Annotated in this window: 17 protein-coding genes and 1 tRNA gene; 10 read left to right on the top strand and 8 right to left on the bottom strand. The window is 70.4% G+C overall.

Annotation, left to right across the window (positions count from 1 at the left end; all coding sequences use genetic code 11):
* Window positions 1-114 precede the first annotated feature (114 nt).
* The 3 genes from APR04_RS12035 (at window position 115) to APR04_RS12025 (ending at window position 3118) form a co-directional block, all read left to right on the top strand.
* Entirely contained in the window at window positions 115-1938 is a 1824-nt protein-coding gene (locus APR04_RS12035; RefSeq protein ID WP_253870556.1) for a protein kinase domain-containing protein, read from the top strand.
* 120 nt (window positions 1939-2058) lie between these two features.
* Window positions 2059-2916 carry a DsbA family protein gene (locus tag APR04_RS12030; RefSeq protein WP_253870554.1) on the top strand — a complete coding sequence of 286 codons (858 nt, stop codon included), beginning with the start codon at window positions 2059-2061 and terminating at the stop codon, window positions 2914-2916.
* A 126-nt stretch (window positions 2917-3042) separates the two neighbouring features.
* A tRNA-Thr gene (locus tag APR04_RS12025) sits at window positions 3043-3118 on the top strand.
* A 518-nt stretch (window positions 3119-3636) separates the two neighbouring features.
* On the opposite strand, the gene APR04_RS12020 is transcribed toward APR04_RS12025, so the two are convergent.
* The 3 genes from APR04_RS12020 to APR04_RS12010 all read right to left on the bottom strand — a co-directional run bounded on the left by APR04_RS12020 (window position 3637) and on the right by APR04_RS12010 (window position 6639).
* Entirely contained in the window at window positions 3637-4185 is a 549-nt protein-coding gene (locus APR04_RS12020; protein WP_253870553.1) for a TetR/AcrR family transcriptional regulator, read from the bottom strand.
* 32 nt (window positions 4186-4217) lie between these two features.
* The gene (locus APR04_RS12015) at window positions 4218-5750 is read right to left on the bottom strand and encodes an MFS transporter (RefSeq protein WP_253870551.1); all 1533 of its coding nucleotides are present in this window, start codon (window positions 5748-5750) and stop codon (window positions 4218-4220) included.
* Window positions 5751-5880: 130 nt separating this feature from the next.
* Entirely contained in the window at window positions 5881-6639 is a 759-nt protein-coding gene (locus tag APR04_RS12010) for an SGNH/GDSL hydrolase family protein (RefSeq protein WP_372496105.1), read from the bottom strand.
* Between the two features lie 258 nt (window positions 6640-6897).
* Here APR04_RS12010 and APR04_RS12005 point away from each other — a divergent pair, with 258 nt between their 5' ends.
* From APR04_RS12005 to APR04_RS11990, 4 genes are all read left to right on the top strand, one after another.
* Window positions 6898-7560, top strand: a complete 663-nt coding sequence (locus APR04_RS12005) for a uracil-DNA glycosylase (protein ID WP_253870979.1) — start codon at window positions 6898-6900, stop codon at window positions 7558-7560.
* A 113-nt stretch (window positions 7561-7673) separates the two neighbouring features.
* On the top strand, window positions 7674-7982 hold the full coding sequence (locus APR04_RS12000) for a DUF3263 domain-containing protein (protein ID WP_253870547.1): 309 nt from the start codon (window positions 7674-7676) through the stop codon (window positions 7980-7982).
* 42 nt (window positions 7983-8024) lie between these two features.
* On the top strand, window positions 8025-8690 hold the full coding sequence (locus tag APR04_RS11995) for a hypothetical protein (RefSeq protein WP_253870545.1): 666 nt from the start codon (window positions 8025-8027) through the stop codon (window positions 8688-8690).
* 292 nt (window positions 8691-8982) lie between these two features.
* On the top strand, window positions 8983-9186 hold the full coding sequence (locus tag APR04_RS11990) for a cold-shock protein (protein ID WP_253870543.1): 204 nt from the start codon (window positions 8983-8985) through the stop codon (window positions 9184-9186).
* Between the two features lie 168 nt (window positions 9187-9354).
* On the opposite strand, the gene APR04_RS11985 is transcribed toward APR04_RS11990, so the two are convergent.
* Window positions 9355-10506, bottom strand: coding sequence for an ATP-binding protein (locus APR04_RS11985; RefSeq protein ID WP_253870542.1), 1152 nt, complete (start codon window positions 10504-10506; stop codon window positions 9355-9357).
* 103 nt (window positions 10507-10609) lie between these two features.
* On the opposite strand from APR04_RS11985, the gene APR04_RS11980 reads away from it, so the two are divergent.
* A complete protein-coding gene (locus APR04_RS11980; RefSeq protein WP_253870540.1) occupies window positions 10610-12124 on the top strand; it encodes a phytoene desaturase family protein in 1515 nt (504 codons plus the stop codon).
* Window positions 12125-12333: 209 nt separating this feature from the next.
* Window positions 12334-13965, top strand: coding sequence for a chaperonin GroEL (groL, locus tag APR04_RS11975; RefSeq protein WP_253870538.1), 1632 nt, complete (start codon window positions 12334-12336; stop codon window positions 13963-13965).
* A gap of 182 nt (window positions 13966-14147) precedes the next feature.
* On the opposite strand, the gene APR04_RS11970 is transcribed toward groL, so the two are convergent.
* The 4 genes from APR04_RS11970 to APR04_RS11955 form a co-directional block, all read right to left on the bottom strand.
* Window positions 14148-14432, bottom strand: a complete 285-nt coding sequence (locus tag APR04_RS11970; protein ID WP_253870536.1) for a WXG100 family type VII secretion target — start codon at window positions 14430-14432, stop codon at window positions 14148-14150.
* 162 nt (window positions 14433-14594) lie between these two features.
* On the bottom strand, window positions 14595-15314 hold the full coding sequence (locus tag APR04_RS11965; RefSeq protein ID WP_372496096.1) for an HD domain-containing protein: 720 nt from the start codon (window positions 15312-15314) through the stop codon (window positions 14595-14597).
* Window positions 15315-15358: 44 nt separating this feature from the next.
* Window positions 15359-16858, bottom strand: a complete 1500-nt coding sequence (locus APR04_RS11960; protein WP_253870535.1) for a sensor histidine kinase — start codon at window positions 16856-16858, stop codon at window positions 15359-15361.
* Complete coding sequence (locus tag APR04_RS11955) at window positions 16851-17576, bottom strand: response regulator transcription factor (RefSeq protein ID WP_253870534.1); 726 nt, start codon at window positions 17574-17576, stop codon at window positions 16851-16853. Before APR04_RS11955 ends, APR04_RS11960 begins: the two co-directional genes overlap by 8 nt.
* Before the next feature lie 129 nt (window positions 17577-17705).
* On the opposite strand from APR04_RS11955, the gene APR04_RS11950 reads away from it, so the two are divergent.
* On the top strand, window positions 17706-18299 hold the full coding sequence (locus tag APR04_RS11950; protein WP_253870533.1) for an NYN domain-containing protein: 594 nt from the start codon (window positions 17706-17708) through the stop codon (window positions 18297-18299).
* Window positions 18300-18367 lie beyond the last annotated feature (68 nt).

Here is an 18367-nt window from a genome sequence, read left to right as displayed (position 1 = left end):
ACCTGTTCAGGGTAACGAGGTCGTCGGTAACGTGGGTTTCGTCACGCTTTGGCGCTGGTCAGAGGGCTGAGACTTGGCGGGCGTCGCCGGTCCGCGACGGCTACGGTGTGCCACATGAAGGAGGTGGAGGCCTCGACGGCGTCCTCGAACGGTGCTGGCCCCGCTCCCGGCTCGAAGCTCGGCGGGTACACGGTCGTGCGCGCGATCGGCTCCGGAGCCATGGGTGCCGTCTACCGTGCGCAGGACGACGGCGGGCAAGCCGTCGCCCTCAAGATGCTGCACCGCCACCTCGACGACCCCACGGCGCGCGAGCGGCTGCGCCGCGAGGCCACAGCGCTGCAGGGCCTGCGCCACCCCGCGGTGGCTCGGGTGCTGGACGCCGAGCTCGAGGGGCCCGACGCGTTCATCGTCACCGAGCTCGTCGAGGGCCCCACCCTCGAGGAGGAGATCGACGAGCGCGGTCCGCTCGACGCCCGGGACCTCTTCGAGCTCGCCGACCAGCTCGCCGACGCTCTCGAGGCCGTGCACGGCACCGGCGTGGTGCACCGCGACCTCACCCCATCGAACGTGCTCATCGCGCGGACCGGGCCGGTCCTGATCGACTTCGGGCTCGCCCAGGGCCCCGGTGACGTCCGGGCCACCCGCACCGGATTCGTCATGGGCACCCCCGGCTATCTCGCTCCCGAGCTGCTCGACGGCGCGGAGCCGGGCCCGGACACCGACTGGTGGTCCTGGGCCGCCGTGCTCGGGTTCGCAGGCACCGGCCGGGCGCCGTTCGGTGTCCGGCCGACGGAGCTGGTGCTCCGGCGCTCACGACAGGGCCAGGCCGACCTCGAAGGACTACCGCCGCGCGCTGCACGTGCGCTCGCTGCTGCGCTGCGGGCGGTGCCCGGCGAGCGCTGGGGGCCCGACGAGGTGGCGCGGGCGCTCAAGGGCGAGTCGGAGGCGTTCGTCGGTGTGACAGCGCACCCGGACGGCTCACCGACGACGGTGCTCGGCTCCGCAGACATCTCGGCCGACGCGCCGACCGCCGCGATGCCGGCCGACCTCGGCTCGACGCGCGTCATGCCGCAGGGCCTCCTGCCGCGGCCGGTGTCCGCGGCGGCCGGCGGTGCGGGCGTCGGCGCCGCTGCAGGGGCCGCGGCGGCCGCGAACGCCGCGCGCCCCGGCGTGGGTGGCGTGACCGACCTGGCCGCGGCGCCTGTCGTGGCCAGGGGGCGGTCGGTCACCGGACGGGCTCTCGGTGCGCAGAGCCCTGGCGCGTCCTCGGGCGACCAGACCTTCGGGCTGCCGACTGCCAACCCGGCGCACGTCACCGGCTATCGCGGGCTGTTCGTCGCCCTCACCCTCGCGCTCGTCGCGCTCGCCGCCGTCCGGCCAGGGGTGGCGACCGCCGTGCTCGTAGGGCTGCTGATCGTGGCGCGCCTGGCGGGGATCGCCGTCGACGAGTTCCGCAACCGTCGAGCGCGTCACGGGCCACGCCGGGTCGACGCGCTCGTGGCGACGCTCCTCTCCCCCTGGCACGTCGTACGCGCGGTGCTCGGCGTGCTGCCCGCCGCGGCCGTCGGCATCTGCTCCGGGGTGATCGTGGTGCTGCTGGGGCTGATGCTGTTCGCGCCGGGCAACGTGATCATCGCGCCCGTCCTGACCGTCGAGGCACGATCGGTGGGCGGCATGAACCAGCCCGTCATCGACAGTCTCGTCCTCGGCGTCGCGATGCTGGTGACGGTGGTCGTGTCGTGGTTCGGGCCGGCGTCGTACGCGACGCGGGTCGGGGCCGGACCGCTGCTGCGCCGGATCGCCCCCGGCTGGGCGCACAAGACCGTCCTTGCCCTGGTTGTGCTGGCGCTCGCGGCCCTGGCGGCCTGGCCGCTGGTCGACGGTTCGCTGGACGTGCTGTGGTGGCCTCTGGGGGACCGGCCCGCCGTCGTGTGGTGACACCCAGGTTTGGTGTCGAGATCGTACTGAAACGTCCAGCAGTCTCTCAGCGAGCGCGAGTAGGCTTTACCTCAGGCGCACAGCGCCTCGCCCCATTGGCCCGCATCTCGAAGGACCCCGATGTCGACGAACATGACCAAGGCGCAGCGTCGAGACGCCGCCCGTGCCGAGGCCCTTGCACTCCAGAAGAAGCAGCAGTCGAGCGAGAAGCGGAGCCGCGCGATCGTGGTGAGCGCGCTCGGGCTCGGACTCGTGGTCCTGGTCGTGGCTGTCGTGATGATCTTCCTCGAGGGGCAGAAGTCGCCCATGGAGAAGGTCGAGAGCGTCCCGGCCGGCGTGGTCGAGAACACCGGCATCCCGGTCGGCGCCGACGGTGCGGCGGGGACCACGAACGAGGGCGCGAAGACCCTCGACGTCTACGTGGACTACATGTGCCCCATCTGCGGTCAGTTCGAGTCGCTGAACGGCGCGAGCATCACCGAGATGCGCGAGGCCGGGGACGTGACGCTCGTGGTGCACCCGGTCACGATCCTGGACCGTGCGTCCCAGGGCACCAACTACTCGACGCGCGCGGCGTCCGCCGCCGCGTGGGTCGCCGACCAGGCGCCCGAGCAGTTCACGGCGTTCCACGAGGCGATGTTCGCGAGCCAGCCGGAGGAGAACACAGCCGGTCTGTCGGACGAGCAGATCGCGCAGGTCGCCGAGCAGGCCGGTGTGCCTGCCGAGGTGGCTGCGGGTATCGCCGACGGTGAGGCGTACGACACCTACGAGGAGTGGGTCAGAGCCGCCACGGAGGAAGCGCAGAGCGATGAGTCGGTGCTCAACGCCGAGGGCGGCTTCGGGACGCCGACCGTGCTGGTCGAGGGCGAGCGCTTCGAGGGCTGGCAGAGCCCCGGTGGGCTGACCCAGGCGATCACGGGTGAGGCGCCGGCGTCCGAGGAGCCGTCGGCGGAGCCTTCCGTGGAGCCGTCCGAGTAGTCTCCAGGTCGTGGATGGACGGCGGGGTCCCGGGCTGCGGCCCGGGGCCCCGCTGGTCTGCTCCGGCCGGCTCGTGGTTCTCGACTCGGACTCTGGTGGGGGGAACCGCTAGGCTGTTCCCCGCCCGCCGCCTTAGCTCAGCTGGTAGAGCTCCCGCCTTGTAAGCGGAAGGTCGTCGGTTCGAACCCGACAGGCGGCTCCACGAGGCCCGGAATCTCAACGGTTCCGGGCCTCTGTTATATGTCCCGATCGAATACATGGTCCCGATCGAACGGAAGCCCGCCGCTGTCACGCGCCGAGCTGCTCCAGCACGTAGGTGATCCGGTGGACGACTCCTTCGCAGATGAAGCGCAGCTCGTTCGGCCCGTTCCGGACTGCCGGGGAAGTCTCCGTTCTCACCTGTCGACTGCAGACTTCGACGCGCCCTTCGCCGACGACTGCAGACTTGGTTGCCGTTCCACGGGCCGTAGCCGCAACAAAGTCTGCATCGGCAGTGGTGGGCCGCTACCAGGTCTGCAGTCGACGCGGGGCAGGTGCTCCCCGAAACTGCTCTGCGCTGGGCTTCGGACATGTCGCGTCAGGCGAGCGCAGCGAACCTCCACGGTCCTCGGCAGCGAGCCGGGTGGGGCGCAGGCTATGGAGGTGGCGACACCCACCCCGGGCACGTTATCGCCGGCGTGGCGCGTGCCGGTTCTAGGGGTCGTCGGGCCTTGGTGGCAGTCAGTCGCGATCTGGAGCGCCGACCGCCCGCACCAGGTGCTCCGTGACCGCGCGGCGCTGCGCCTCCGGCATGGCGCGGTAGGCGAGTGCTTCGAACATCCACAGTCCGTCGGCGGCGAGCCGGGTGACGAGCCGGTCCATGGAGGCGTCGGCGCCCCCGGCGTCGGGGGGCACGGGCGCCCAGCGCTCAAGGACAGAGCTCCATGGCGCTGCCCACTCCGGGCGGGTGGCGGCCTCGAGCATGAGCTGCAGCTCGGCACGGGTCGCGGACTGGGCGCTCACGCGGACGTAGGCGGCCAGTCGCTCGTCGGCGGTGAGCTGCTCGGCGGGCCGGCCGGCGTCGGCCAGGAGCGAAGCCTCCCACCGGTCGGCGAGATGCTGGTGGATAGCGGCCAGCAGGTCCTCGCGCGACGGGAAGTGGTACATGATCCCGCCGCGCGTCAGCTCTGCCTCGGCTGCCACCGAGTCGAACGTGACGGCGGTGACGCCCTCACGCTGGATGACGCGCACGGCGGCGTCGAGGATGTGGTCGCGGTTGCTCGGTCGCACGGGGCCTCCGGGGCGCGTCGCGGTGGGTCGGTTCAGTGGCTGGAGCCGTAGGCGGAGGATTCCGACCCAGGACCGTAGGTACGAAGCAGCACGGTCGTGACGATAGCGCCGACGGCCAGGACTGCGGCGCAGACGACCATCACCGTGGAGTAGCTGTTGCCGAACGCGCGGGACGCGGCGTCGAGGACCTCTGGCCCGGTGCCCGGCGCTGTCAGCGCATCGGTCATGGACCGGCTCGCCTCGACGGGGGCGCCGTCGGGCAGGCGGATGGTCATCGTGTAGACGGTGGTCAGCAGCGACCCGAGCAGCGCGACGGCGGCCAGGCTGCCGAACTCGTAGGACACTTCCTCCACGGAGGAGGCCATGCCCGCCCGACGGGCCGGCACGTTCCCGATGATCGCGGTCGAGGCCACGGACATCGCGGACCCCAGCCCAAAGCCTGTGACGAGCAGGCCACCGAGCAGCCAGCCCATCCCGTGCTGGACGCCGACCAGGGTCCAGGCCACGCCGACGGCCCCGACGCCGAGGCCGCCGCCGATCAGGACCCGCAGGCCCACGACGTGAAGGAACGCCCCGCCCAGGATCGAGGACGGCAGCGACCCGACCGCGATGGCGGCCACCAGCAGCCCCGACTCGAAGGGCGAGAATCCGGCCACGAGCTGGAACCGCTGGGTGGTGGCCAGCTGCAGGCCACCCATCGCGAACATGGCGAACGCGGCAGCCAGGACCCCGGAGGCGAACGCGGCGTTGCGGAAGATCGACAGGTCCAGCAGCGGGAACGGCAGGCGCCGCTGACGACGGACGAAGAGCCACCATCCGACGAAGGTCGCCAGGGCCGCACAGAGCACGATGGTTCCGGAGCGGTCGACCTTGACCACCTCCTTGATCAGCACCACGAGCCCGACCAGCGTGGCCAGGGCCTGCACCGAAGAGATGAAGTCCCACCTGGTACCGGGGTGCGGGTCGTTCTTCGGGGCGACGGCGACTCCGAGGACCACCGCGACGACGACCACCGGCACGTTGATCAGGAAGATCGATCCCCACGCGAAGTGCTCGAGCAGCGCACCACCGACGATAGGCCCGAGCGCTCCACCCACCACCGAAAGGCTGCCCCACACGCTGATCGCCACGTTGCGCTCGCGCTCGTTGACGAAGGCGACCCGGATCAGGGCCAGCGTGGCCGGCATCATCGCGGCGGCGCCGACGGCCAGCAGGCCGCGCGCGGCGATGAGCACCTCGGGGGTGGGTGCGGTGGCCGCCATGAACGAAGCCAGCCCGAACACGACCAGCCCGGTCAGGAACATGCGCCGGTGGCCGAACCTGTCGCCGAGCGTCCCGGTACCCAGCAGGAGCCCGGTCATCACCAACGGGTAGGCGTTGATGATCCAGAGGCTCTCGGTCCAGCTCGCGTCGAGCTCACGCGTGAGGGTGGGCAGCGCGGTGTAGAGGATCGAGTTGTCCAGGGTGATCAGCAGCAGACCGGTGCCGACGGTCACCAGGAGCGTCCAGCGCCGTCGAGGGCCGAGCAGCGGCGTCTGCGCGCTGAGCGGAGGGCTGATCGTCATAGCCGAAACTATACTATCTAGAAGGTTAAGTTACTCGCCGAGACAAGCGCCTTCGACAGGGCAGCGGCTCCCGGCGCGAACGCCGGGGAGCCCCTGCTTCACCAGCGAGATTCTAGGCCGCGACGAGGCGTTACGCCCGCGGCCACGTCTGCGGCGTCGGCCACTTCGGGGAGCGACCGTCGCCGCTGGAGGTGCCCGTCAGCCGGCGCTTGACCCACGGGCCAACGTGCTGGCGCATCCAGACCGCGTTGGCGCGTGCCGCGTCGCGGAAGGCGGCGGGAGGGGAGACATCGAGCGGGCTGTCGTAGGCGGTGTCGTCCGGTTCGAGACCGAGCGCCACGAGCGCGGCGTTCGCGACCCGCTGATGCCCCTCCGGGGTGAGGTGGATGCGGTCGTCGGACCAGAGGCGCAGGTCGCCCAGCGACCGCATGCCCCACAGGTCGAGGACGTGGGCACCGGTACGGCGGGCGATGGACCAGAGGTTCGCGTTGAAGATGGCCGTGCGGCCGTTGGTCCAGCTCAGCGCGGCGCCGGCCTTGAACCCTGTGCCCATCAGGACGTCGGCGCCGGACGCGCGGAGGGCGACGACTGCGTCCTCCAGCGCGGCCGAGATCGCCTCGATGTCGGCCGAGGCGCGCAGGATGTCGTTGCCGCCCGCGACCAGCGAGACGAGGTCCGGCCGGGCGTCGATGGTGACATCGAGCTGTTCGGCGACGACCGGACGCAGCTTGCGGCCGCGGATCGCGAGGTTCGCGTACTCGAGCGGCGCCTCGCCCGCGGCGATGCGGCGTGCCGAGAGCACGGCCGCGAGGTCGTCGGCCCAGCCGCGCTGGACGTCCGGGGCGTCGGGGTACGGGTCCCACAGGCCCTCCGTGAAGGAGTCGCCCATGGCGATGTACCGGGCCCAGCGGACAGGGGTGGCCTCGGGGAGGTCGGTGGTGTGGCCTTCCGGGTCTGGGGTTGTCGTGGTCACGGTGCTCATTCTCCTGCCTGTACGGGGAGCCTGCTGGCCCGGGAGTGTGACAGGCAGCACAAACTGGCAGTGTCGGAGGGTGCCGGTAGCCTCCTGCACGTGGAGACCACCGTGAACCCGACACCCCCAGTCGACACCGGCAGCGACGCTGGCGCAGCCTCCGACCCGCCCCCGCTGGCGGAGGTCGTCGCGCCGGACTGGGCGGAGGCCCTGGCGGACGTCGAGCCGCGCATCCATGCGATGGGCGACTTCCTGCGTGCTGAGGTCGCCCAGGGGCGCACCTACGTCCCAGCGGGCGAGAACGTGCTCGCGGCGTTCAGGCGGCCGCTCGCGGACGTGCGGGTGCTCATCGTGGGCCAGGACCCGTACCCGACTCCGGGTCACGCCATGGGGCTGTCCTTCTCCGTCCAGCCGGACGTGCGGCCCGTCCCGCGGTCGCTGGTCAACATCTACAAGGAGATGCAGGACGACGTCGGTGTCCCGCTCCCGTCGAACGGTGACCTGCGGCCCTGGGCCGACCAGGGGGTCATGCTGCTCAACCGGACGCTCACGTGCCGGCCTGGCTCGTCCGACTCGCACTCCGGCAAGGGCTGGGAGGAGATCACCGAGGCGGCGATCCGGGCGCTGGTGGCGCGGGGCGGCCCGCTCGTGGCGATCCTGTGGGGCGCCAAGGCGCGCAACCTGAAGGCCTGGCTGGGCGACGTCCCGGTCGTCGAGAGCGCGCACCCGTCGCCCCTGTCGGCGCGCAACGGCTTCTTCGGCTCGAAGCCCTTCTCGCGGGCCAACGCGTTGCTCGAGCAGCAGGGCGCGCAGCCGGTCGACTGGCGCCTCCCGTAGGCCAGCGGCTTCGAGGACCTGTTTTTCGGCGTCGCGGGTAGGGGCCGGCGTGTTGACACTGTGAAAGGGCAAGGGTGAATGACAGTCACGTACTCCGGGCATCCGGTGGCCGGATGAGCGAGATGCTGGTTTCTGGCGCCGACACCCCGGTAGCCGAAGGATCCGAGAACAAGCTCTCCGACCGCGACCGGGAGATTCTCGCGTTCGAGCGCCGGTGGTGGAAGTACGCAGGCGCCAAAGAGGAAGCGGCGCGAGAACTCTTCGATCTCACAGCCACGCGTTATTACCAGGTTTTGAACGCGCTGATCGACACTTCGGCCGCTCTCGAGCACGACCCGATGCTGGTCAAGCGCCTGCGCAGGCTCCGATCAACCCGCCAGCGGGCGCGCTCTGCACGCCGGTTGGCGGATGAGAACCACTGAGAGGGCACCGATCCGTCACAACGACCCGCTACTCTCTCTGCCGTGACGAAGAGTGGCTACCCCTACCCGCCCGACGAGTTCGACGTCGCTGTCCCCGGGGGCGCACCCGTGGGTGTGCACCGTGCGCCGCGTAGCGGTTGGAGCTCGGCCTGGCCGTTCCTGTTGGTCGCCGTAGTCTGCGCCGCCGTGGCGTGGGGCGGCATCACGCTGCTGTCCGGAGGTGACGACCCTGCAGAGGCGCAGGGCGGCGCGTCGACCTCGGCTTCGCCGTCGACGTCCGCTTCGGCTGATCCGTCGGGAGACGCTTCAGCCGAGGCCTCGGGCGAGCCGTCGGTCGAGCCGTCGGACGAGACGCCCCAGCAGAGCGCCGAGGATCTGGTCGCGGCCGCTGACCCCGCGGCGGCATACATGGTGTTCAACCGTGGAACTGTCGGCGGCCTCGCATCGACGACCAGCGAGAGCCTCGTCTCGAGCGGACTCGGTGGCGCGACCTTCAGCCAGGAGGCCGACCCCGAGAGCGCCCCTGACCTCTCGGCTGTCGACACGTCCGCCGCGAACACCATCTGGTACGGCGACGGGCGTGAGAAGGAGGGCATGGCGGCTGCCGCGCTCCTCGGCATCCCGGAAGCCAACGTCGTCATGAACGAGGCCGTGTCCGGCTCGCCGGAGGCTGTCTGGCTCTTCATGTACACGGAGCCGACGGGCTGACGGATCCGAGGGCGTGACCGAGAGCCGATGGCAGTGCTGGCGTCGGTTTTCGGTCAACATCCGGCCGGTGCTCGTCCGGGGCAGCATGTGGACGAAATGTCCACCCGTTCCGTACCACCATGCTGATATTCGACTGCTGGACCCCCCTCGCAAGTCTCTGACCTGCGCGTTCGCCTTGCGCTGAATGCCACATACCGGACATAGAGGCTTCCCTGGTGTGAGCCGGACCACTACGCTCGAACCACCACGGGTCGACCGAGTGTCCCGTGCAGAGGTACAAGGAGAACTGCGCATGGCCCAGGGCACCGTCAAGTGGTTCAACGCCGAGAAGGGGTATGGCTTCATCACCCCCGACGCCGGCGGCCAGGACCTTTTTGTTCACTACAGCGCGATCCAGACCGACGGCTACCGGTCCCTCGACGAGGGTCAGCCGGTCGAATACGAGGTGGGGCAAGGACAGAAGGGTCCGCAGGCTGAGCAGGTTCGTCCAGCCTGACATCGATGGGACGACGGGCGGGAAGGGCCCGCCCGTCGCCCGCCCCCCAAGGATGCCGGGACCCAGACCCTGGCGTCCGATCTGGATGGTCGACGACGACCTCCGCACACGATGTCGGACGACGATGCCCGACGCCGCGAGCAGCCGCCCGTACCGCGGCTGCTCGTTCTACGACCGTCGGTCGCGTCTGCTGATCTTGCCGTGATCGTCGATTCGGTACTGGGCCGCGTGCTCGCGGAGATACTCACGCAGGAACGGCAGTGCGAAGTCCACGTGCCCGTGCCGAGTCGGTTCGATCATGCCCGCAGCGATGAGGCGAGCGCGGTAGACGCCCGCGTGCTGCGAGCTTGCTCCGATCCGTCTAGCCAGCTCTCCGGTGGACGACTCCCCGTCGTCCTGCGACATGGCCAAGAGGTAGGTCCGGTCGACGTCTGAGAGGTCGGCAAGTGCCGTGGCGTGGACGGTCGCGCCGAGGCGCCGCCTGGCGACCGGGATCGCCTCAAGCACGGACTCCTCGTCGATGAGGTCGCCAGTCGCCTTGCGCCAGACGTGGTAACCGACGAGCTGGATCATGAAGGGGTACCCGCCGGTTGCCTGAGCTGCATGGTCGAGCGCCGGCTCCGTGATCTCGCGGCCATTCTCCCGGACCGTGGAACGTAGAGCGGTCCGTACGTCGTCGAGAGCGACGTCCTTGAGCTCGACCTGGTTGGCGCGACGGAGGAAGGTCAGTACGTCGTCGTTCAGTAGATCGGACACGGCGGCGGGCAGTCCGGCGAAGGCCAGGGCGATATTCCTGTCCTCCCGGACGAGCAGCTGGTAGGTGGCCGCGAGCTGTCGCAGTTCCTCGCGCGCGCTGGAATGGACCTCGTCCACCGTAAGGAGCAGGCCCGTCTCGTTCTGCTCGAGGGCATCAAGGAGGGCGCCGAGCTGTTTGCGCCACCTGGGTCTTGCAACCTGGCGCTCCGAGAAGGTGACACCAGAACCGCCGATGCTCAGCCCGGTGAGGTCACGGCCAGGCAGACGTGACGGATCGAGCTCGTGAAGATGGTCGGTCACCTCGTCGGTGAGCCGGTCGATCAGTCCAGGCAAGGCTGCGTCCGCAATCGTCACCCAGCCTCGGCGTAGAGCCCGGTCAGAGACCTCGGTCAGCATGACGGTCTTGCCGACGCCCCTGGCGCCGGTGAAGATCGTGAGTCGTCCCGGAGCGCCCGGGCCGTCGTCGAGGGATTCCTCGAACTCGTCCAGATCGTCGTGGCGCCCGACCAGAAGCGGGGGCGTGGCGCCGGCGGTCGGCTTGAAGGGGTTGCGGCGTGTTGTCAACAGGATCCCTGACGTTTGATCTCTTTATACTCTTTATATATGAGCGGAGCGAGGAAGGCCACCCGCCGGACCAACGGTGGCCGTCGCGTGATTCGATGGAGGAATGACCCTGCTCGACGCGGTGGTGGTGGGCTCAGGACCCAACGGCCTGGCGGCCGCTGTGACGCTCGCGCGCGCGGGTCTAGGGGTCCGCGTGCTGGAGGCCCAGCCGACGGTCGGTGGCGGCGCGCGCACCGTCGCGATCCCTGAGCTGGCGGACGGCATGCCGTTCGACCTCTGCTCCGCCGTGCACCCGCTGGCGTGGGCATCCCCCTTCTTCCGGGCCTTCGACCTCCCCGCGCACGGCGTCGAGCTGGTCGCGCCGGACCTCGCCTACGCCCAGCCGCTCGACGGCGACCGCGCCGGCCTCGCCTATCGCGACCTCGCCCGGACGGCTGAGCGGCTAGGGCCCGACGGCGACGCCTGGCGCGACCTGCTGGGCCCGCTCGCCGCCGACTGGCGGCAGATGACGGCGCTCGCCATGGGCGACAAGCGGACCTTGCGCGGCATGCTGGACGGGTTGCGGGGCGAGCACGGGCCGACGGCGTCGGACCTCGCCTCGATGGTCCGGCCCGGCCTGCGGTTCGGTGCCGCACTCCTCGAGCAGGGCGGCCCGCGCTGGGACCGACGGTTCCTCACCGACGAGGCGAAGGCGCTGCTCACGGGGGTCGCGGCGCACGGCATCACGCCGCTCCCGTCCCTCGGGGGCGCGGGTACGGCTCTGCTCCTCGCGGCACTCGCGCATGCCGACGGGGGCTGGGCGATCCCGCTCGGCGGCTCCCAGGCCATCACGGACGCGATGGTCCGCGACCTGGAGGCACACGGTGGCACCGTCGAGACCGGCCGGCGGGTCGAGAGCTGGTCGGACCTCCCGCCGGCGCGTGCCGTCCTCTTCGACACGACGCCCCGCACCCTCCTCCGGATCGCGGGGGACCGGATCGGTCCGGCGCGCCGCGCGGCCCTTGGCAGGTTCCGGTACGGGAACGCGGCGGCCAAGGTCGACTTCGTCCTCGACGGTCCGGTCCCCTGGCGGGTGCCAGAGGTCGGGTACGCCTCGACCGTGCACGTCGGCGGGACGCGCGCCGAGATGGTGATCGCGGAAGACGCCGTCGCGCACGGTCTGCATGCCGAACGGCCGGTCGTGCTGGTCAGCGACCCGAGCGTCGCCGACCTGAGCAGGCTGCGCGGTCCGAGGCGGCCCCTGTGGTCCTACGCGCACGTCCCTGCGGGCTCGACCGAGGACGTCACCGAGCCGGTCACCCGGCAGATCGAACGCTTCGCGCCCGGGTTCCGCGACGTCGTCGTCGGCTCGCGATGCATCCCCGCAGCGCAGATGGAGCGCCACAACCAGAACTACCCGGGGGGCGACATCTCCGCAGGGGAGGCCACCATGTGGCAGCTGGTCGCGCGCCCCACCGCCGCACCCGACCCGTACCAGATCGCTGAGGGCGTATACCTCTGCTCCGCGTCGACCCCGCCCGGGCCGGGCGTGCACGGCATGGGCGGCTGGCACGCCGCCCGCCGGGCGCTGCTGCGGGACTTCGACGTGCGGCACGCGCACGGCCTGGCGGCGGGATAGGCCCGCGCAGCGTTTCGCTGGCAGGGTACGCGCCTTGCACTCTCATGGTCCGAGTGCCAATAATGTCTTAGCACTCTCCGTTCGAGAGTGACAGCAGGGTCGAATGGTGAGGCCTCCTGTCGCGGCGAGACATGATCGTCGTCGGCGGTAGGCCGTCCGTCGCGGGCACCGGCCGGCCTGGACAAGCCACCAGCGGAGGATTCATCCCCATGGCCAAGATGATCGCTTTCGACGAGGTTGCTCGTCGGAGCATGGAGCGCGGGCTCAACCAGCTCGCCGACACGGTGAAGGTCACGCTCGGCCCGAAGGGCCGCAACGTCGTTCTTGACAAGAAGTGGGGCGCCCCCACGATCACGAACGACGGTGTCTCCATCGCCAAGGAGATCGACCTCGACGACCCGTACGAGCGGATCGGCGCGGAGCTCGTCAAGGAGGTCGCCAAGAAGACGGACGACGTCGCGGGCGACGGCACCACCACCGCCACCGTGCTCGCCCAGGCGCTCGTCAAGGAGGGCCTGCGCGTCGTTGCCGCCGGTGCCAACCCGATCGCCATCAAGCGTGGCATCGAGAAGGCCACCGAGGCCGTCACCGAGCAGCTGCTGAACGCTGCCAAGGAGATCGAGACCAAGGAAGAGATCGCAGCCACGGCCGCCATCTCGGCCGGTGACCCGGCGATCGGCGAGCTCATCGCCGAGGCCCTCGACAAGGTGGGCAAGGAAGGCGTCATCACCGTCGAGGAGTCGAACACCTTCGGCCTCGAGCTCGAGCTCACCGAGGGCATGCGCTTCGACAAGGGCTTCCTCGCCCGGTACTTCGAGACGGACCCGGAGCGCCAGGAGGCCGTGCTCGAGGACCCGTACGTCCTGATCGTCGAGTCGAAGATCTCGAACGTCAAGGACATGCTGCCGCTGCTCGACCAGGTCATGAAGTCGGGCAAGTCGCTCCTCATCATCGCCGAGGACGTCGAGGGCGAAGCCCTGGCGACCCTGGTGCTGAACAAGATCCGTGGCACGTTCAAGTCCGTCGCCGTCAAGGCACCGGGCTTCGGCGACCGCCGCAAGGCCATGCTCCAGGACATCGCGATCCTCACCGGCGGCCAGGTCATCACCGAGACGGTGGGCCTCAAGCTGGAGAACGCGACGCTCGAGGAGCTCGGCCAGGCGCGCAAGGTCGTCGTCACCAAGGACGAGACCACGATCGTCGAGGGTGCCGGCGACGCCGACCTCATCGCCGGTCGCGTGAACCAGATCCGCAGCGAGATCGACAAGTCCGACTCGGACTACGACCGCGAGAAGCTGCAGGAGCGCCTCGCCAAGCTGGCCGGTGGCGTCGCCGTCATCAAGGCCGGTGCGGCCACCGAGGTGGAGCTCAAGGAGCGCAAGCACCGCATCGAGGACGCCGTTCGCAACGCGAAGGCTGCCGTCGAGGAGGGCATCGTCGCCGGTGGTGGCGTGGCCCTCATCCAGGCCGGTGCCATCGCGTTCGCCAAGCTCGAGCTCGAGGGTGACGAGGCCATCGGCGCGCAGATCGTGCGTGCCGCCATCGACGCCCCGCTCAAGCAGATCGCCCTGAACGCCGGCCTCGAGGGCGGCGTCGTGGCGGAGAAGGTGCGCAACCTCCCCTCCGGTCACGGCCTGAACGCCGCGACCGGTGTGTACGAGGACCTGCTCGCCGCCGGCGTGAACGACCCGGTCAAGGTGACGCGTTCCGCGCTGCAGAACGCCTCGTCGATCGCCGCGCTGTTCCTCACCACCGAGGCCGTTGTCGCCGACAAGCCCGAGCCTGCTGGCTCGCAGGGTGGCGGCGACCCGACCGGTGGCATGGGCGGCATGGACTTCTGAGTCCCGCCTGACCCGCTCGGGCCGTCCCCACTCGGGTCGCGCCCGGCACCTTGTCCGACGCCGGTCGGTCACCTTCCTCACGGAGGGCGACCGGCCGGCGTCGGCCATTTGCTGTGGGCGCGATCGTTGCTTCTGCCCGTCCGTCCTAGGCGCAACGATCCCGCCCCCAACCACGTGGGTGCCTAGGAGAACATGCGGGTCGTCGCCGCCTCTGCCTCCGCGTAGGTGCGCGCCGCGGCCGTCAGGGCGGCCTGGATCGCGTCCAGCGCGCCCTCCACCTGTGCCTGGGCGCCGCGCCACTGCGCGACCGTGCCGCCGAACGCGGCGGCGGCAGGCCCCTGCCAGGACGCCTGCAGCGCGTCGAGATTGCGCATGAGCGCACCCACCTCCGTGCGTACCGTCGCCACCGAGCCCGCCACCGCGGCGCCCGCCTGCTCCACCTGGTCACTGTCGACCTCGAACCGCATGGTCCTCACCTCCCGCGCGCCGGCCCGTCCGGCGTCGTCCACCGACGGTAGGTACGCGCGGGCCGACGGAGGGGCCCGCCCGGCGCGTGCTGTGCACGGGCGCGTGGCAGACCGGGATGTGGTCGTGCTCGAACCACTGCGCGATCGCGCGGAGGGTCTGTCTCAGGCCGAGTCGAGCTTCGCCTGCTCCTTGCGCAGCCGGTGCAGCTCCATGTCGAGGTTCTGCCGCGCTGGCGCCTCCCACGCGGCGCCCATCGGGCTCAGGAACAGCGACTTGCGGGCGAGCAGGCGCTCGATGACCCGGATCCGCGCCTTGAGATAGACGTCGACCGGGATGTGCGCGTACTCCGCGCGCACCGCCGACTTGTACTCCTTGTAGCGCTGCGGCTCGGCGGCCAGCATCGCCAGGTCGGCGTCGTTCAGCACCGCCGCGTCGAAGTCCGCGGGGTCGGGCGCGTGCCGGACTATGGCGTTGACCAGTGCGGCGACCCGATCGGCAGCGCGTGCCGGTATGCCGAGACCGATCAGCTCGTCGTGGGCCAGGATCGCGGAGGCGGTGGACTGCTCGCCACCCTGCGAGGCCTCGGCCACCTTCTTCTCGGAGCTGAACACGGCCCCGTGGTACCAGGCCGCGAGGCGCACCAGGTCAGGCTCGTGGGTCTCCTCGGCCAGCTGGTCCACCCGGTGCAGGACGGCGGCCAGGTGACGCAGGTTGTGGAAGTGACGGTGCTCGTCGGACCATCGGTCGAGAAGCGCCTGACCGACGTCCTCGATCGCCTCGGTATCCGCCGTGGCTCCAGCGCCCACCACACTGCGGACGAAAGACTTGAGGAACCACTGCGGCGCGTCTGACGTCAGCACGCCCATGTGAATTCTGCCCATCGGTTGAGGTTGGTCACTGCACGGCCAGCCTATTACCGAATCGGTCAGTGGCGGCTACCACCGTCTTGGATGGTGGTCACGGGTGGCTCGGAAGGCAGCGTGATCTGGACCGTGAGGCCGCCGCCCTCGGTGGCCGACACCTCGACGTGCCCGCCGTGCGCGCCGACGATCGCCGCGACGATCGCCATCCCGAGCCCGGAGCCGCCCGACTCACGGGTGCGCGACGAGTCCGCGCGGTAGAACCGCTCGAAGATCCGGTGGCCCTGGTCCTCGGTGAGGCCGGGACCGTGGTCGCGCACCTCCAGCACCGCGACGCCGTCGGGCCGAGCGCCGAGCGCGACCTCCACCGGCGTGCCGGCAGGTGTGTGCCGCGCGACGTTCCCGATGAGGTTGGTGACGACCTGCCGCAGCCGGTCGCCGTCCCCCTCCACGATCAGCGTGTCAGGTACCTGCGCCGTGGGGTCGTCCGCGTCGCCGCCGGCCGCGAGCGGCACCACCGCCACCTCGCGGGTGGGGTCCAGCGCGTGCAGGTCCTGGGCGGAGTCCTTGGCGAGGGCGGCGAGATCGACGCGCTCCCTGGCGATGGGCCGCCCCTCGTCGAGCCGGGCGAGCACCAGGAGGTCGTTGACGAGGGTACCCATCCGGCGCGCTGCGTCCTCGATGCGGAGCATCGTGTCGTCGACCTTGTCGGTGGAGTCGAGCGCGCCCATCCGGTACAGCTCGCCGTAGCCGCGGATGGTCGCGACGGGTGTGCGCAGCTCGTGCGACGCGTCCGAGACGAACTGCCGCATCCGCACCTCGGAGGCCTCCTGCGCGGCGAAGGCCCGCTCGATCTGCGCCAGCATCGCGTTCAGGGACGCCGCGAGAGAGCCCATCTCGGTGCTGGGCGGGGCCTCGGGCACCCGCTGGCTCAGGTCGCCCTGTGCGATCTGCGCGGCCGTGTGCTCGACGGACCGCAACGAACGCAGCGAGCGCTCGACGAGCATCCAGGCCGTGAGCCCGCCCAGCAGCACGATGCCGAGCCCGGACAGGATGAGCGTGTTTGTCAGGAACGAGACCGTGCGGTCCACACCGACCAGCGGCAGCGCGACGTAGATGACCGCCCGCTCGCCGGACGGTTGGAGCGTCCCGACGAGGGTGATGACGCGCCAGCTCTCACCCCCAGAGGCACCGGTCGCCGGGGGGGCCGTGAACGGCGTGTTGCCGCCCTTCGTCGCCTCGTCGTACGTGACCTCGGGCAGGTCCGGCTTGCCGTACCTGGCGACCGCCCAGGTGCCTGCCGACCTGACCGTGCCATCTACGCCCACCGCCTGGACGTAGTAGTTGCTGGGCAGGTTTTGCGTGGACGTCTTGAGCACCTCGCTGGGATCGAGGGCGGTGTTGCGCAGCTCGTTGTCGACCTGTTCGACGAGGTTGTTCGACACGAAGGTGGTCGTCGCGAGCCCCGCGATGCCCAGCCCGGCCGCGAGCAGCAGCGAGATGATCGCGACGAGCCGCGCACGCAGCGGGATGCCGGACAGGCGCTCCTTGGTCCGTTCAAGCACGGGCGGGCTGGGGGGCGCGGAGCAGGTACCCCACGCCGCGCTTGGTGTGGATCAGGGGCGGCAGCGGCTCGCCGTCGATCTCCAGGGTGTCGATCTTGCGCCGCAGGTAGGAGATGTAGGACTCGACGATGTTCGCGTCCCCGCCCCAGTCGTACTGCCACACGTGGTCCAGGATCTGCGCCTTGGACAGCACGCGCCCGGAGTTGAGCATGAGGTAGCGCAAGAGCTTGAACTCAGTGGGGGACAGGTCCACCTCGATGCCGGCGCGGCGCACCTCGTGCGAGTCCTCGTCCATCTCCAGGTCGCCGACGTGCAGCACCGCCTCCTCCTCGGGGGTGGGCACCCCCGTGCGGCGCAGCACCGCGCGGATCCGGGCCACCACCTCTTCGAGGCTGAACGGCTTGGTCACGTAGTCGTCGCCGCCGACGGTCAGGCCCTGCACCTTGTCCTGCGTGTCGTCCTTCGCCGTGAGGAAGACGACGGGCGTGTGCCGACCGGTCGCGCGCATGCGGCGCGTCACGGTGAAGCCGTCCATGTCGGGGAGCATCACGTCGAGCACCACGAGGTCGGGCTCGACGTCGCGGACGAGCTGAAGGGCGCCGTTGCCGTCCGCAGCCGCATGCACCTCGAAGCCCGCGAAGCGCAGGGAGGTGGACAAGAGCTCACGGATGTTCGGTTCGTCGTCGACCACGACGAGACGCGCCTCAGGAGTAGCCATGTTTCCAGTGTGCGACCGGTTTCTGAACGGTGCCTGAGATTCGCCCGGGAAATCGCCCAGGTGTCGGGAGGGCGACCGGTCCGGCCCGCTATCTGCCCCGCCATCTGCCCCGCCGCTAGGCTGTGGAGCATGTCAGCACCGTTCCCGCAGGTTCCAGGGCAGATGCCCCGGCGCACGTACCTCATCGTCGACGGTGAGAACATCGACGCCACGCTCGGCATGAACGTGCTGAACCGCCGTCCGGCACCCGAGGAGCGGCCCCGCTGGGACCGCATCTCCGCGTTCGCGGAGAAGGTGTGGTCGCAGGACGTGGTGCCGCTGTTCTTCCTCAACGCGACATCGGGCCAGATGCCGATGCCGTTCGTGCAGGCGCTGCTCGCCATGGGCTACAAGCCCATCCCGCTGGCCGCGCAGGGCTCGGAGAAGGTCGTCGACGTCGGTATCCAGCGCACCCTCGACGCGCTGATGGACCGGCCCGGCGACGTGCTGCTCGCGAGCCACGACGGCGACTTCCTGCCGCAGATCGAGGCGCTGCTCGAGGACGACGACCGCCGCGTGGGCCTGCTCGGCTTCCGGGAGTTCGTCAACGCCCGGTTCACGGAGCTGGAGCAGCGTGGCCTGGTCATGTACGACCTCGAGGCCGACGCCGACGCCTTCACCACCATGCTGCCGCGCGTCCGGATCATCCCGATCGAGGAGTTCGACCCGCTGCGCTACCTGTAGCTGGGCGGGGGCAGGGCTCGCATGGTCGGCAGAAGGTCAGGTGATCGGCAGCTCGAGCTACCGACCAC

Source organism: Promicromonospora umidemergens (assembly GCF_024171995.1).
GTDB classification, from domain to species: Bacteria; Actinomycetota; Actinomycetes; order Actinomycetales; family Cellulomonadaceae; genus Promicromonospora; species Promicromonospora umidemergens.
Note: the sequence above shows the minus strand (reverse complement) of the source record. Positions and strands in the feature narration are given on the sequence as shown.